14 protein-coding genes are annotated in these 14,900 nt (G+C 72.0%); 1 reads left to right on the top strand and 13 read right to left on the bottom strand.

From position 1 onward, the window contains the following. Positions 1-42 precede the first annotated feature (42 nt). The gene (gene sigJ / locus ABD944_RS08890; protein WP_345174222.1) at positions 43-924 is read left to right on the top strand and encodes an RNA polymerase sigma factor SigJ; all 882 of its coding nucleotides are present in this window, start codon (positions 43-45) and stop codon (positions 922-924) included. On the opposite strand, the gene ABD944_RS08885 is transcribed toward sigJ, so the two are convergent. The 13 genes from ABD944_RS08885 to infB all read right to left on the bottom strand — a co-directional run. Next, positions 912-1,451, bottom strand: coding sequence for a transglutaminase-like domain-containing protein (locus ABD944_RS08885; RefSeq protein ID WP_345174219.1), 540 nt, complete (start codon positions 1,449-1,451; stop codon positions 912-914). The genes sigJ and ABD944_RS08885 overlap by 13 nt on opposite strands. Next, complete coding sequence (gene dapB, locus ABD944_RS08880) at positions 1,451-2,188, bottom strand: 4-hydroxy-tetrahydrodipicolinate reductase (protein WP_345174218.1); 738 nt, start codon at positions 2,186-2,188, stop codon at positions 1,451-1,453. Before dapB ends, ABD944_RS08885 begins: the two co-directional genes overlap by 1 nt. A 36-nt stretch (positions 2,189-2,224) precedes the next feature. Continuing rightward, positions 2,225-2,848 carry an FMN-dependent NADH-azoreductase gene (locus ABD944_RS08875; RefSeq protein WP_345174217.1) on the bottom strand — a complete coding sequence of 208 codons (624 nt, stop codon included), beginning with the start codon at positions 2,846-2,848 and terminating at the stop codon, positions 2,225-2,227. Between the two features lie 90 nt (positions 2,849-2,938). Beyond that, on the bottom strand, positions 2,939-4,255 hold the full coding sequence (locus ABD944_RS08870) for a M16 family metallopeptidase (RefSeq protein WP_345174215.1): 1,317 nt from the start codon (positions 4,253-4,255) through the stop codon (positions 2,939-2,941). A 93-nt stretch (positions 4,256-4,348) separates the two neighbouring features. After that, positions 4,349-6,718, bottom strand: a complete 2,370-nt coding sequence (locus ABD944_RS08865) for a polyribonucleotide nucleotidyltransferase (RefSeq protein ID WP_425550303.1) — start codon at positions 6,716-6,718, stop codon at positions 4,349-4,351. A gap of 237 nt (positions 6,719-6,955) precedes the next feature. Beyond that, complete coding sequence (gene rpsO / locus ABD944_RS08860; protein ID WP_067792110.1) at positions 6,956-7,225, bottom strand: 30S ribosomal protein S15; 270 nt, start codon at positions 7,223-7,225, stop codon at positions 6,956-6,958. Positions 7,226-7,563: 338 nt separating this feature from the next. Next, positions 7,564-8,505 (bottom strand): bifunctional riboflavin kinase/FAD synthetase, encoded by a 942-nt coding sequence (locus ABD944_RS08855; protein WP_345174213.1) that lies wholly within the window; start codon positions 8,503-8,505, stop codon positions 7,564-7,566. Positions 8,506-8,641: 136 nt separating this feature from the next. Next, the gene (gene trhA, locus ABD944_RS08850; protein ID WP_345174210.1) at positions 8,642-9,310 is read right to left on the bottom strand and encodes a PAQR family membrane homeostasis protein TrhA; all 669 of its coding nucleotides are present in this window, start codon (positions 9,308-9,310) and stop codon (positions 8,642-8,644) included. 110 nt (positions 9,311-9,420) lie between these two features. Then, on the bottom strand, positions 9,421-10,290 hold the full coding sequence (truB, locus tag ABD944_RS08845; RefSeq protein ID WP_345174209.1) for a tRNA pseudouridine(55) synthase TruB: 870 nt from the start codon (positions 10,288-10,290) through the stop codon (positions 9,421-9,423). 100 nt (positions 10,291-10,390) lie between these two features. After that, a complete protein-coding gene (locus ABD944_RS08840; RefSeq protein WP_345174208.1) occupies positions 10,391-11,434 on the bottom strand; it encodes a DHH family phosphoesterase in 1,044 nt (347 codons plus the stop codon). 248 nt (positions 11,435-11,682) lie between these two features. Beyond that, complete coding sequence (rbfA, locus tag ABD944_RS08835) at positions 11,683-12,207, bottom strand: 30S ribosome-binding factor RbfA (RefSeq protein ID WP_345174206.1); 525 nt, start codon at positions 12,205-12,207, stop codon at positions 11,683-11,685. 82 nt (positions 12,208-12,289) lie between these two features. Then, positions 12,290-12,598: a DUF503 domain-containing protein gene (locus ABD944_RS08830; RefSeq protein ID WP_345174204.1), complete on the bottom strand. Its 309-nt coding sequence runs from the start codon at positions 12,596-12,598 to the stop codon at positions 12,290-12,292. A gap of 190 nt (positions 12,599-12,788) precedes the next feature. Beyond that, positions 12,789-14,900: translation initiation factor IF-2 (gene infB, locus ABD944_RS08825; RefSeq protein ID WP_345174201.1), on the bottom strand; the 2,112-nt coding region annotated here is incomplete at its 5' end.

The raw sequence follows: 14,900 nt of genomic DNA, 5'->3' as shown, positions 1-14,900 counted from the left end.
GGTCCGTCAGTGTGATGACCTAGTGGCATAGAGGGGGACGTGATGGACGAGCGCGAGTTTTTGGCCGAGCGGTTCGAGGGGCACCGCACGCATCTGAAGGCCGTCGCCTACCGGATGCTGGGCTCGCTCGCGGAGGCCGACGACGCCGTCCAGGAGGCCTGGCTGAAGCTCAGCCGGTCCGACTCGGACGACATCGAGAACCTGGGCGGCTGGCTCACGACCGTCGTGGGACGGGTGTGCCTGGACATGCTGCGCTCGCGCACGTCCCGTCGCGAGGACCCGCTGGAGGAACGCCTGCCCGACCCGGTCGTCAGCGCCGCCACCTCCCCCGACCCCGAGTACGAGGCGCTGGTGGCCGACTCGGTCGGTCTCGCGCTCCTGGTGGTCCTGCAGTCCCTCACCCCTGCCGAGCGGCTGGCGTTCGTCCTGCACGACACGTTCGGCGTGCCTTTCGAGGAGATCGCGCACATCGTGGGACGCTCACCCGCCGCCGCCCGCCAGCTGGCCAGCCGCGCCCGCCGCCGGGTGCGCGGCACGGCCCCCGATCCCGAACGCGACCCGGCCCGCCAGCGCGCCGTCGTCGACGCCTTCAACGCGGCCGCCAACGGGGGCGACTTCGAGGCGCTCGTCGCGGTCCTCGCCCCGGACGTGGTGCTCCGCGCCGACGTCGGCGCCATCCCCGGCGGCTGGACGCAGGTCGTCGGCGCCGAGAACGTCGCCGGGCAGGCCATCAGGTTCCGCAGGACGACCCCCGGGCAGGTCATGGACGCCCTGGTCAACGGGACCGCCGGGATCGTCTGGTTCGAGGAGGGGCGCCCGCAGTCCGTCCTGGCCTTCACGGTCGTGGAAGGCCGGGTCACCGCGATCGACATCCTGGCCGACCCCGACCGCCTCGCAGCCCTCGACCTCGTCTACTCCGGCTGATCCAGGGTAGCGGGGAGGGCCGAGACGGTGAGGGTCGTCATGCCCTTCAGGGCGGCGAGGACGGTGGGGTGCGGGGCCGCGTGGACGGTCGGGAGGATCGGGTCGTCCGGGTAGGCCAGGGCGTCGGCGGAGGCGGAGAAGCGCACGCCCGGGTCGCGGGGGTCGAGGCGGACCCACAGGTCGTCGACGAGGGCGGCGGCCAGGCCGTGGACGAAGCCGGGGCGCTGCTGGTAGCACAGTCCGGCCTGGACGCCGCCCGCGCGCAGGAGGGCGACGTAGGCGTGGGACTGGGCGAAGCACAGGCCCGTGCGCTGTTCCAGGACGTCGGAGGCCCGCCACGGGACGCGGGTGTCACCGGTGTCCATGGAGTGCGGGATCCGGTCGCGGACGTAGTCGAAGGCCGCCCGCGCGTAGGCGATGTCGTCGCCGGTGCGCAGTTCCGCGGCGATCGACTGGACGAGCGGGTGCTCGAAGTCGATCGCCTCGGACGCGGCGAGGTAGTCCCAGGGTTCGGCGTCGAAGTCCATCACAGGCCGAGGAGCGCCTCGATGCCGACCGTGAGGCGTTCGAGCTCGGGGACCCTGCGGACGGCGAGCAGCACCCCGGGCATGAACGACTCGCGGTTCATCGAGTCGTGCCGGATGGTGAACAGCTCGCCGTGGCCGCCGAGGACGACCTCCTGGTGCGCGACGGCGCCGGACATGCGGACGGCGTGCACGCGGACGCCGTCCACGTCGGCGCCGCGGGCGCCCTCGACCCCGGAGGTGGTGGCGTCCGGGGACGGGGCGACGCCCGCCTCGGCGCGGGCGGCGGCGACCAGCTCGGCGGTGCGGTAGGCGGTGCCGGACGGGGCGTCGGCCTTGTTCGGGTGGTGCGTCTCGACGATCTCGACGGACTCGAAGAACGGGGCCGCCTTCTGAGCGAAGTGCATCATCAGCACCGCGCCGATCCCGAAGTTCGGGGCGATGAGCACGTTCCCGGACGACTCCTCGGTCAGCCAGGAGCGGACCGTGTCGAGCCGGGACGGGTCGAAGCCGGTGGTGCCGACGACGGCGTGCAGGCCGCGCTCGACGCACCACCGAAGGTTGTCCATGACCACGCCGGGGTGGGTGAAGTCGACGACGACCTCGGCGGCCGCCAGCGCGTCGAGCGCCTCGCCCTGGTCGACGGCGGCGACGAGCTCCATGTCGTCGGCCCCCTCGACGGCGCGGCACACCTCGGCGCCCATCCGGCCCTGCGCGCCCAGCACCCCGACCTTTGTCACGTGTTCCTCCCGGTTGGCGTCGCCCCGAGCCTATCGTCAGAAGCGCTTGCCCAGCTCGCGCGCCTCGGCGTGCGCGGTCTGGCGCCCGGTCTCGGCGTCGGCGGTGGCGAGGTTCGGGCGGAACTCGGCGGTGCCGATGTCGGTGATCCCCGTCCAGCGGAGCCAGCCCTCCAGGAACGGGGCCTGGTGGTCGCGGCCGAACGCGGGCCCGCGGCCCTCCCCGTAGACGGCGCTGGTGTAGACGACGGCGGCCTTCTTGCCCTTCAGCAGGCCGCTGTAGCCCTTCTCGGGGTCGAAGCGGAACACCCAGCCGGGCTGCGAGACCACGTCGATGAACTGCTTGAGGATGTACGGGACGCTGGAGTTCCACATCGGGACGCTGAACAGGTAGCGGTCGTAGGAGTCGTAGCGCTCGAAGACCTCCCGGGCGGCCCGCCACGTGGCGGCCTCCGCGCCGGACGGCTCGTTCCCCGCGAGCACGGTCATCTTGGCGCCGGCTCCGGCGGGGCCGAACGCGGGCAGGCCGGCCTCCCACAGGTCGAGGTGGTCGACGGCGTCGCCGTGGGTCTCGCGGTAGGCGTCGAGGAACGCGTCGGCCAGCGCCAGCGACTCGGACGCGGCGCCCCGCGGGGACGCGGAGATGTGCAGCAGACGGGACATGAGGGTCCTCTCACCAGAAAATACGGACCAAGGTCCGCTTACTCCTCGGAGATTAGCGGACCCTGGTCCGTTTAACAAGTGAGCGGTGCGTCAGGCTCCGAACTCGCGGTCCCCCACCGGGCCGATCACGGTCAGGGCCTGCGGGCCTGCCAGCACGTCGCGGGCGATGGCGCGGACGTCGTCGGGCGTGACCGCCTCGATGCGCGCCAGGACCTCGTCCACCGGCAGCAGCGACTCGTAGACCAGCTCGCTCTTGCCGATGCGGCTCATCCGGGAGCCGGTGTCCTCCAGGCCGAGCACCATGGCGCCGCGCAACTGGCCCTTGCCGCGCTCCAGCTCCTCGTCGTCCAGACCGTCGGCGGCCTTGGCCAGCTCGTCCCGGCAGATCGACAGGACCTCCTCGGCCTTGGCCGGCTGGCAGCCCGCGTAGACGCCGAACACGCCGGAGTCGGCGTACTGGGCCGTGTAGCTGTAGACGGAGTACGCCAGCCCGCGCTTCTCGCGGATCTCCTGGAAGAGCCGGGACGACATGCCCCCGCCGAGCGCCGCGTTCAGCACGCCGAGCGCGAACCGCCGCTCGTCGGTGCGGGACGTGCCGGCGCCGCCGATGATGATGTGCGCCTGCTCGGTGTCCTTGTCGATCACCACGCTGCGCGGGTCCAGCGGGACGGGCGCGCCGTTCAGCCGCGGCGCGGCGGGCGCGGCGTCGCCGTGCAGGTGCTCGGCGAACGCCGCCGACACCAGCCGGACCGTCTCGTCGTGGTCGATGTTGCCCGCCACCGACACCACCAGGTTCGACGGGACGTAGTGCTGCCGGTAGTAGCCGTGGATCCGGTCCCGGGACAGCGCGTTGATCGACTCCTCGGTGCCGAGGATGGGACGCCCGAGCGGGGTGTCGCCGTACAGCGCCGTGGAGAACTCGTCGTGGATCAGGTCGCCCGGGTCGTCGTCGCGCATGTGGATCTCTTCGAGGATCACGCCGCGCTCGGCCTCGACGTCCTCGGGCCGGTTCAGCGACGCCGCCACCATGTCGGAGACCACGTCCACCGCGAGGGGCAGGTCGGAGTCCAGGACCCGCGCGTAGTAGCAGGTGTACTCCTTGGCGGTGAACGCGTTGAGGTCGCCGCCGACCGCGTCGATCGCCGCGGAGATCTCCAGCGCCGACCGCCGCCTGGTGCCCTTGAACAGCACGTGCTCGAGGTAGTGGCTGGCCCCGGCGTCGGCGGGGGCCTCGTCGCGGGAGCCGACCGCCGCCCAGACGCCGAACGCCGCGGAACGCACGGTCGGCATCGTCTCGGTGATGATCCGCAGCCCGCCGGGCAGGACGGTGCGGCGGACCGCGCCGGCGCCGTCGGAGTGGATCGTGGTGGTGGTGCCGGGCTCCTGCGCCCGCGCCGGCAGGGTCACGTGTGGCTCACATTCCGTCGGGGGAAAGCGGCCGGCCGGCCGGTCCGCAGCCTCATCGCGCTGCGGATCCGGCCGGCCGGTCATGGGTTCTGATCAGGAGTTGCGCTGGCCGGCGTCATCGTCGGACCCGCGGCGGGTGCGGCGGCGCCGCGGACCGCGCCGGTCGCCGTCGTCGCGGCGCTCGCCGGAGCCGCCGTCACCGGACGCCGGGGCGGAGGCGGGCTCGTCGCCGCCGTCCGTCTCGGCCTTCCCGGCGGCCTCGCGCTCGACCACCTCGACCGGCACCAGCGACAGCTTGCCGCGCTGGTCGATCTCGGTGACCTCGACCTGGATCTTCTCGCCGACGCCCATCACGTCCTCGACGTTCTCGATCCGGGCGCCGCCGTGCAGCTTGCGGATCTGCGAGACGTGCAGCAGGCCGTCCTTGCCGGGCAGCAGCGACACGAACGCGCCGAACGTGGTGGTCTTGACGACGGTCCCGAGGAACCGCTCGCCGACCTCCGGCATGTGCGGGTTGGCGATCGAGTTGATCGCCTGCCGCGCGGCCTCGGCGGACGGCCCGTCGGTGGCGCCGACGTAGATCGTGCCGTCGTCCTCGATCGTGATGTCGGCGCCGGTGTCGTCCTGGATCGAGTTGATCATCTTGCCCTTGGGGCCGATGACCTCGCCGATCTTGTCGACCGGGACCTTGATCGTGATGATCCGCGGCGCGTTCGGGCTCATCTCGGCGGGCGCCTCGATGGCCTCCTGCATCACGTCCAGAATCGCCAGGCGGGCGCCCTTGGCCTGCTTCAGCGCGGCGGCCAGCACCGAGGCCGGGATGCCGTCGAGCTTGGTGTCCAGCTGCAGCGCCGTGATGAGGTCACGGGTGCCGGCGACCTTGAAGTCCATGTCGCCGAACGCGTCCTCGGCGCCGAGGATGTCGGTCAGGGTGACGTACTCGTCGCCCTCGTTGATCAGGCCCATGGCGATGCCCGCCACCATCTGCCGGAGCGGGACGCCCGCGTCCAGCAGCGACATGGTGGACGCGCACACCGAGCCCATCGAGGTGGAGCCGTTGGAGCCGAGCGCCTCCGACACCTGCCGGATCGCGTACGGGAACTCCTCGCGCGAGGGCAGCACCGGGATCAGGGCGCGCTCGGCGAGGGCGCCGTGACCGATCTCGCGGCGCTTCGGGGAGCCGACCCGGCCGGTCTCGCCGGTGGAGTACGGCGGGAAGTTGTAGTTGTGCATGTAGCGCTTGGTGCGCTCGGGGTTCAGCGTGTCGATCGTCTGCTCCATGCGGAGCATGTTGAGCGTCGTCACGCCGAGGATCTGCGTCTCGCCGCGCTCGAACAGCGCCGAGCCGTGCACCCGCGGGATGACGTGCGCCTCGGCGGTCAGCTGGCGGATGTCCTTCAGGCCGCGGCCGTCGATGCGCAGCCCGTCGCGGATCACGCGCTCGCGGACCAGCTTCTTGGTGAGGGCGCGGTAGGCGGCGGAGATCTCCTTCTCGCGCCCCTCGAACTGCTCGGCGAGCTTCTCGGCGGCGGCCGCCTTGATCTCGTCGAGCCGGGACTCGCGCTCCTGCTTGCCGGCGATGGTCAGCGCCTGCGCCAGGTCTCCGCTGACCGCGTCGGTGACGGCGGCGAGCACGTCGTCCTGATAGTCCAGGAAGATCGGGTACTCGGCGGTCTCCTTGGCGGCCACCTCCGCGAGGTCGCTCTGCGCCTTGCACAGCGCCTTGATGAACGGCTTGGCCGCCTCGAGGCCCTCGGCGACGGTCTCCTCGGTGGGCGCGGTCGCGCCCTCGCCGACGAGCTTGATGGTGTCGCGGGTGGACTCCGCCTCCACCATCATGATCGCGACATCGCCGTCGGCCAGCACGCGGCCGGCCACGACCATGTCGAAGGTCGCGCGCTCCAGCTCGGGGTGGGTCGGGAAGCCGATCCACTGACCGTCGATCAGCGCGACGCGCACGCCGCCGATCGGGCCCGAGAAGGGCAGGCCCGCCAGCTGCGTGGACATCGAGGCGGCGTTGATCGCCACGACGTCGTACAGGTGGTCGGGGTGCAGCGCCATGATCGTCTCGACGACCTGGATCTCGTTGCGCAGGCCCTTGGCGAACGACGGGCGCAGCGGCCGGTCGATCAGCCGGCAGGTCAGGATGGCGTCCTCGGACGGACGCCCCTCGCGGCGGAAGAACGAGCCCGGGATGCGCCCTGCGGCGTACATCCGCTCCTCGACGTCCACGGTCAGCGGGAAGAAGTCCAGGTTGTCCTTGGGCTTCTTGGACGCGGTGGTCGCCGACAGCACCATCGTCTCGTCGTCGAGGTAGGCGACGGCGGAGCCGGCCGCCTGCCGGGCCAGCCGGCCGGTCTCGAAGCGGATGGTGCGGGTGCCGAACGTGCCGTTGTCGATCACGGCTTCGGTGGTCTGCGCACCGTCGATGCGCACGGCTTCTGTCACGGGAAACCTCCTCATGGGTTCCTTTTCGGTCCTCGCGGCCGTTTCCCGTTGGCTGTCACGCTGCCGGTCTTCGATCGAAGCACCCGGATCGAGAGCGCCGCCGACGCGGCGGAACGGATCCGGAAGCCACTACCGAGGACCGGCCCGCACCAGCGGTGTCCGCGAGGCTTGTCTGAAATTGGGGTCGGGGCCCGGTGGGCCCGCCGACCGTAAAAGGAAGGGAGTGGCCCGGCGGGCCACTCCCTCACCCTGCTAGCGCCGCAGCCCGAGTCGCTCGATCAGCTGCCGGTAGCGGTTGATGTCCTTGTTCGCGAGGTACTTCAGGAGCCGGCGACGACGGCCGACCAGCAGCAGGAGGCCGCGGCGGCTGTGGTGGTCGTGCTTGTGCTCCTTGAGGTGCTCGGTCAGATCGTTGATACGGCGCGTCAGCAGCGCGACCTGGACCTCCGGGGATCCGGTGTCACCCTCAGTGGTCGCGTACTCGGCGATGATCTGGTTCTTGGTGGCGGTGTCGAGCGACACGTGGCTCCTTCGATGGATTCGTCACCCGCAGATCCAGGCCCGGTGGGCGCACGGGTCCGCATGGTGCGTGTTGAAGAGGGTGGCGGGCCGCATGAGGGTGCAGCCAGCCGCGCCGGGGCCCTTCCCGGCGACTATTCACCGTACCACGGCGTGTTGGCTGCAAGCCCGGCCCGAGGTGCTCGCCTGGCGGCTCGCACCTCGACCGGTCTTGGGCGAGCGCGACCTCGCTTCGCGAGCTTCCCGGTGGGCTCGCCTTCGGCTTCGTCCCACCGGTCAGGTCGCGCGCTCGCGCGACGGTCGAGGCGGTCTGCGTCAGCGCGGCGAGGCGTGAGACGGGCTCAGGAGGTGATCTCGCGGGCTCGGGCCACGTCGCGGTGCATCTCCTCGATCAACGCTTCGACGGAGTCGAACTTCAACGTGTCGCGGATGCGGGCGGTGAAGTCGACGGCCATGTGCTCGCCGTACAGGTCGAGGTCGTCGCGGTCGAGGGCGTAGGCCTCCACGGTCCGCTCCCCCGCGCCCTCGAAGGTCGGGTTCGTCCCGATGGAGATCGCCGCCGGCCAGCGGAAGGCGGGGTAGCGGTCGGAGTCGCAGACCAGCCAGCCCCCGTAGACGCCGTCCGCCGGGATCTCCGTGTGCGGCAGCGTCTCCAGGTTGGCGGTGGGGAACCCGAGCGCGCGGCCCCGCTGGTGACCGCGCACGACGACGCCCTCGACGCGGTGCGGGCGGCCGAGCGCGTGCGCCGCCGCCTCGACGTCGCCCGCGTCGAGCCGTCCCCTGATGTAGGTGGACGAGATCGTGTCGCCGTCGGCCACCAGCGGCATGCCCTCGGCCGTGAAGTCGTACTTCTCGCCGAGCTCCCGCAGCAGCGCCACGTCCCCCTTGGCCTTGTGCCCGAACCGGAAGTCCTCGCCGACGATCACGTGGGCGGCGTGCAGCCGGTCGACCAGCACCGACTGGACGAACTCGTCCGGCGGCACCTTCGACAGCTCCAGCGTGAAGGGCACGACCACGACCGCGTCGGTGCCGAGTCCCTCCAGCAGCTCGATGCGGCGCCTGGTCGAGGCGAGCAGCGGGGGGTGCGTGCCGGGCCGGACGACCTCGTCCGGATGCGGGTCGAACGTGATGACCACCGAGCGCAGCCCGCGGCGGCGCGCCTCCTCGGCGGCGGCGCCCACGATCCGCTGGTGGCCGCGGTGCACGCCGTCGAACACCCCGATGGTGATCACCGAACGGCCCCAGTCTGCGGGAACCTCGTCGAGGCCATTCCAGCGCCGCACCATGCTCTCCCTGCGTAGGACGTTCCTGTCAGGTACTTCTTTGCCGTCCTCAAGAGTGCCATGCGGGGGCGGGGTTGGTCGCACCCAGGGGGCGTGGTGTGCGGCACCCGCCCCCTGGCGCATCCAGCGGACGGCGTCAGCCGGACTGGTAGACGACCAGCGACACCGCGATGTACTGCAGGACGTAGGCCGCCAGCGTGCAGGCGTGGAACACCTCGTGGAACCCGAACCAGCTCGGGGACGGGTTGGGGCGGCGCAGCCCGTACACCACTCCCCCGACGCTGTAGCAGATCCCCCCTGCCGCGACCAGGAGGCAGGCGGCCAGGCCCGCCCCGGACAGGAACTGCGGCAGGAACAGCACCGCCACCCAGCCGAGCGCGATGTAGAGGGCGACGTAGAGGGCGCGGGGAGCGCCGATCCAGGTCGTCCGGAACACGACCCCGGCGATGGCCCCGGTCCACACGATGGCGAGGACGGCCACGCGCACGGCGCCGTCCAGCGCCAGCACGGCGAACGGCGTGTACGTCCCCGCGATGATCAGATAGATGTTGGCGTGGTCGAAGCGGCGGAGCACCTCGATCAGCCGGTGCGACTGCTGCCGGTGGTACGTCCCCGAGATCCCGAACAGCATTCCCGACGTCGCCACGTACAGCGCCGACGCCAGCCGCGCCTCCGTACTCGGGCCGAGCGCCACCAGCACGAGCCCCGCGACGAGCACCGCGGGGAACGCGCCGAGGTGCAGCCAGCCGCGCAGTCGCGGCCGGGTGGGGGACGCCACCGGGGGGTCGTCTTTCACCGTGGTCACGGACACCTCCTCACGAACCTACGCCTAAGTAGGTTACGCGACCGTAGGTTGGTGGCGCATCCGTTCCTCCGGTGATGCTCGCCACGGGACGGCACCGCGCTCTCCCCGGGTCAGGAGACGAACACCGCGAGGGACTTGGCGACGGGGCCCCGCTCCTCGACGAGCGCGAGCAGCGTCCCGTCCGGCGCGAAGACGCCCACCGGGCCGGGCCCGAGGCCGACGGCCGGCAGCCGCCCGCCGTGCGCGACCTTGCGGGCGTCGTCGTCGGAGACGTCCCGCCGCGGGAACACCGCCGCGACGGCCTCGGCCATCGGCAGGATCTCCAGCTCCTCGGCGAGCCGGTCGAGCGTGCGCGCCATCGACAGGTCGTAGGGCCCGACGCGGGTGCGGCGCAGCGCGGTCAGATGGCCGCCGCAGCCGAGCGAGGCGCCGAGGTCGCGGGCCAGCGCCCGGATGTAGGTCCCCGACGAGCACGCCACCGAGGCGTCCACGTCGATCAGGCCGCCGTGCCGCCGGACGTCCAGCACCGTGAACTCGTCCACGGTCACCGGGCGCGCGGCGAGCTCCACGTCCTCGCCCTTGCGGGCCATCTTGTAGGCCCGCTCACCGTTCACCTTGATCGCGCTGACCTGCGGCGGGACCTGCTGGATCGTCCCGGTCAGCTCCGCGACGCCGGCCCGCAGCGCCTCCTCGGTGACGGCCTCGGCAGACGCGGTCGCGATGGTCTCGCCCTCCGCGTCGTCGGTGTTGGTCGACTCGCCCAGCCGGATCGTGGCGTCGTAGCCCTTGCGGGTCAGCGCGAGATGCCCGAGCAGGCGGGTGGCCTTCCCGATCCCGAGGACGAGCACTCCCGTCGCCATCGGGTCCAGCGTGCCCGCGTGCCCGACCCGCCGGGTCTTGGCCAGCCGCCGCATCTTTCCCACGACGTCGTGCGACGTCCAGCCGGCGGGCTTGTCCACGATGACGAGTCCCGAATCCATGCTCTTGCTTCACCTCGAAGACGGCGGGCGGACGGAGGACGGCGATTCTAGCCGTCCCCACGCCCTGGCAGGTTCTCGCCAGGGCACGGCTTCGCCCCGGTCAATGGTCGGAGGGCAGCAGGGCGCGCAACCGGTCGAGCGCCTCGTCGACCGGCCCTCCCCAGACGAACCCCGCCATCTCGCGGTGACCGCCGCCGTCGAGCGCCGCGCACACCTTGCTCAGGTCGACGTGGCCCTTGGAGCGGGCGGAGAAGTACCAGCGGCCGTCGTCGGTCTCCTTGCACACGACGGCGACCTCGGCCTCGTCGGTCCGGCGCAGCTGGTCGATGACGCCTTCGAGCTGCTCGTACGGCAGGCCGCGCCGGTCCGTGCGGGCGATCGCCGTCCAGACCAGGCCGCGGCCGCCCGCGGCGTCGCGTTCCAGCCGGGCCCGCGCCAGCGCGCCCGCGAGGACCTGCAGGTAGTCGAACGGGGCCCGGTCCCACAGCTCCCGGCTGACCGTCTCCGGCCGGACGCCCGCCGTCAGCAGCCGTCCTGCCAGGTCGTGGACCTCGGGTGTCGTGGAGGGGTACTTGAACGAGCCGGTGTCGCTGGCGAGCCCCGCGTACAGGCCCTGGGCGATGTCGCGGTCGAGCGGCACGCCGAGCCTGCGGATCAGCTCCTCGACCAGCACCGCCGTGGCGGCGGCGTCCGGGTCGACCAGCCGCACGCCGCCGAAACCGGTGTTGGACGCGTGGTGGTCGATGACGATCAGAGCGCCGGCCCGGTCGGCGGCGCCCGCGAGCGAGCCGAGCCGGGCCCGGCCCGCCGCGTCCAGCGAGATCATCAGCTTCGGGGCGCGCGGCATCCGGGCCGGGTCGACCAGCATCTCCTGGCCCGGCAGGAACCGCAGGATCGCCGGGACGCCGAACGGCTCCCCGAACGAGGCCAGGCAGCGTTTGCCGCACGAGCGCAGCGCCTGGGCGAGCGCCAGCATCGAGCCGAGCGCGTCGCCGTCGGGGACCACGTGGCAGGCGAGGCAGATCTCGTCGGCCTCGCGGATCAGCTCGACCGCGCGGTCCCAGTCGAGCGCGGCGGGCGCCCCGCCGGACCCGGCCGGAAGGGCGGACCTGGACGGCGCGCCGCGCCCGTCCGCAACACCCATCTCCGACGGACCGCCGGGCGCGGCTTCAGGCGGCACGCCGGGCGCGGGCTCGGGCTCAGGCGGCACGCCGGGCGCGGACATCGCACCGGCCTCGGCATGGCCATCGGATCTGGACGCCACGCCCGACCCAGAGCGCGAACCCGGCCCAGAGCGCGAACCCTGGCCGGGGGGCGAGCCCTGTCCGGACCGGGCACTCTGGTTGCAGAATGCGCCGGGCACGGCGCGTGCCGCGGTCTCGGCCGGGCCGTTCACGATGACGGGCGTCCGGAGCGGCCGTCCTCACCGTCCCGCGCGGCGTCTTGCTCGTCGAAGCCGCCTTCGTCCTCGTCGAGGTCGTCGTCCTCGTCCTCGTCGGAGTCGGGCTCGCGGTAGGGATTGGCGTCCCCCGCGGGGGACGCGCCCTGCGCGGCCCGCGCGACCTCGGCGTCCTTGGCGCGCGCCTGGGCCAGCAGGTCGTCGATGTGCGCCGCGTTCTCCATCAGGGAGTCCATCACGAAGGTGATGCTGGGCGTGTGGCGGACGCCCGTCTTCCTGCCCACCTCCGACCGGATGACGCCCTTGGCGCTCTCCAGAGCGGCGGCCGTCTCGGCGCGCTCGCCGTCCGACCCGTACACCGTGTAGTACACGGTGGCGTCGCGGAGGTCGTTGGTGATGCGGGTGTCCGTCACGGTCACGAAGCCGAGCCGCGGATCCTTGATCCGCCTCTCCAGCATCTCGGCGACGATCTGCTGGATGCGGTCGGCGAGCTTGCGCGCGCGAGCTGCGTCCACCATGATCGCACTCCCTTTCTATGGTCTGAGCGGGAAGGTCGGTTCCCGCTCCTTCATTGTGGGGCGGGACCCGCCCGCGTGCCCGTCAGTCCTCGCTGCTGTACAGGCGCTGCCGGGCGGACAGCAGCTCGATCTCCGGCCGTCCGGCCACGAGCCGCTCGCACTGGTCGAGGACCTCGGTGCAGTTGGCCGCCGTGCCCGACACCACCGCCACTCCGATCTCCGCCCTGCGGTGGAGGTCGTTGTCGCCGGTCTCGGCGACGGCCACCGCCGGGAAGTGCTTGTGCACCTCGGCGATGACGGGACGCAGGACGGACCGCTTCTGCTTCAGCGAGCGGACGTCCCCCAGCAGCAGGTCGAGAGTCAGCGCACCCACGTACACCTGGTCGATCACCTCGAAGTCATCAGAGATGGAACGACGGAGGTCATCCACCGTGTTCCCGGACATGACAGACGCCAGGCTAGAAGATCCGCCTGGCGCTTGGTCACCCATTTAACGATCACATCGTCGGCGTGCCCGGAGGGGCCGCCGGGCCGGCCGCCCGCGCGGCCCCCCGAGGGGCCGCGCGGACCTGCCGTCCGCCTCAGTCGCGGGGCTTCTCCCGCATCTCGAAGCACTCGATGACGTCACCGAGCTTGATGTCGTTGTACCCGACACCGATGCCGCACTCGAAGCCCTCGCGGACCTCGGTCGCGTCCTCCTTGAAGCGGCGCAGCGACGACACCGTGAGGTTGTCGGCGACCACGACGCCGTCGCGGACGAGGCGGGCCTTGGCGTTGCGCTGGATGATCCCCGAGGTGACCATCGAGCCGGCGACGTTGCCGATCCGCGGCACCTTGAAGATCTCGCGGACCTCGGCGGTGCCGAGCTGGGCCTCCTCGAACTCCGGCTTGAGCATGCCCTTGAGGGCCGCCTCGATCTCCTCGATCGCCTGGTAGATGATCGAGTAGTACCGGATGTCGACGCCCTCGCGGTCGGCCAGCTCCTGCGCGTTGCGCTCCGGCCGCACGTTGAAGCCGATGATGACCGCGCCCTCGGACGCCAGCGACAGGTTGACGTCGTCCTGCGTGATCGCGCCGACGCCGCGGCGGATGATCCGCAGGTTGACCTCGTCGCCCACGTCGATCTTGAGGAGGGAGTCCTCCAGCGCCTCGACGGAACCGGACACGTCGCCCTTGAGGATGAGCAGCAGCTCCTGCCGCTCGCCCCGCTCCAGGTCCTTGAACAGCTCTTCCAGCGAGCTGCTCTTACGGCTCTTGAGCAGTTCGGCGTTGCGCTTGCGCGCGACCCGCTTGTCGGCGATCTGCCGGGCGACGCGGTCGTCCTCGACGACCAGGAAGTTGTCGCCCGCGCCGGGCACGGCCGCGAGGCCGAGCACCATCACCGGACGGGACGGGCCCGCCTCCTCGACGCTGTTGCCGTTCTCGTCGAGCATCGCCCGGACGCGGCCGTTGGCCACGCCGCAGACGATCGAGTCGCCGACCCGCAGCGTGCCGCGCTGGACCAGCACGGTCGCCACGGCGCCCCGGCCCTTGTCCAGGTGGGCCTCGATGGCCGAGCCCTGGGCGGGCATGTCGGGGTTGGCCTTCAGGTCGAGCGTGGCGTCGGCGGTCAGGACGATCGCCTCCAGCAGCCCGTCGATGTTGGTCCCCTGCTTGGCGGACACGTCGATGAACTGCGTGTCGCCGCCGAACTCCTCGGCGACCAGGCCGTACTCGGTGAGCTGCGCCCGGACCCGGTTCGGGTCCGCGCCCTCGACGTCGATCTTGTTGACCGCGACGACGATCGGGACCCCCGCCGCGGTGGCGTGGTCGATCGCCTCGGTGGTCTGCGGCTTGACGCCGTCGTCGGCCGCGACCACCAGCACCACCAGGTCGGTGGTGTCGGCACCGCGGGCACGCATGGCGGTGAACGCCTCGTGACCCGGGGTGTCGATGAAGGTGATCTTGCGGTCCTCGCCGTCGACGACGGTCTCGACCTGGTAGGCGCCGATGTGCTGGGTGATGCCGCCGGCCTCGCCCGCCTGCACGTTGGCGTGCCGGACGGCGTCCAGCAGCTTGGTCTTACCGTGGTCGACGTGACCCATGACGGTGACGACCGGCGGACGCGACTGGAGGTTCTCCTCGCCGCCCTCGTCCTCGCCGTACTCGATGTCGAAGGACTCGAGCAGCGCGCGGTCCTCGTCCTCGGGGCTGACGACCTGGACGTCGAAGTCCAGCTCGAGCCCGAGCTCCATCAGGTCGTTGGGGTCGACCGACTGGGTCGCCGTGACCATCTTGCCGAGGTGCATCATGATCGCGACGAGCGACGCCGGGTTGGCGCCGATCTTCTCGGCGAAGTCGGTCAGGGACGCGCCCTGCGGCAGCCGGATCGTCTTGCCGTTGCCGCGCGGAGCCGAGACGCCGCCGACGGCGGGCGCCTGCATGTTCTCGAACTCTTGACGACGCGCCCGCTTCGACTTGCGTCCGCGCGCCGGGCGCCCGCCGGGCCGCCCGAAGGCGCCCTGCGTGCCGCCGCGACCGCGACCGCCGCCACCGGGACGGGGGCCGAAGCCGCCGCCACCGGGACGACCGCCGGCACCCGCGCGGGGCGCGCCGAAGCCGCCGCCACCACCGGGACGACCGCCGCCGCCGCGGCCGCGATCGCCGCTGCCGCCGCCGGGACGACCGCCGCCGCCCGGACCGCGGCCACCACC

It is taken from the genome of Actinomadura verrucosospora, assembly GCF_039540335.1.
In the GTDB taxonomy this organism is placed as follows: domain Bacteria; phylum Actinomycetota; class Actinomycetes; order Streptosporangiales; family Streptosporangiaceae; genus Spirillospora; species Spirillospora verrucosospora.
The sequence above is the reverse complement of the archived record's forward strand: the minus strand, read 5'-3'. Positions and strand labels throughout refer to the sequence as shown.

Bases quoted from the DNA above. Each gene is read 5' to 3' on its own strand.
- sigJ (WP_345174222.1), top strand. From the start codon at position 43: ATGGACGAGCGCGAGTTTTTGGCCGAGCGGTTCGAGGGGCACCGCACG.
- ABD944_RS08885 (WP_345174219.1), bottom strand. From the start codon at position 1,451: ATGGACTTCGACGCCGAACCCTGGGACTACCTCGCCGCGTCCGAGGCG.
- ABD944_RS08875 (WP_345174217.1), bottom strand. From the start codon at position 2,848: ATGTCCCGTCTGCTGCACATCTCCGCGTCCCCGCGGGGCGCCGCGTCC.
- ABD944_RS08865 (WP_425550303.1), bottom strand. From the start codon at position 6,718: ATGAGGAGGTTTCCCGTGACAGAAGCCGTGCGCATCGACGGTGCGCAG.
- truB (WP_345174209.1), bottom strand. From the start codon at position 10,290: ATGGATTCGGGACTCGTCATCGTGGACAAGCCCGCCGGCTGGACGTCG.
- ABD944_RS08840 (WP_345174208.1), bottom strand. From the start codon at position 11,434: ATGGGTGTTGCGGACGGGCGCGGCGCGCCGTCCAGGTCCGCCCTTCCG.
- rbfA (WP_345174206.1), bottom strand. From the start codon at position 12,207: ATGGTGGACGCAGCTCGCGCGCGCAAGCTCGCCGACCGCATCCAGCAG.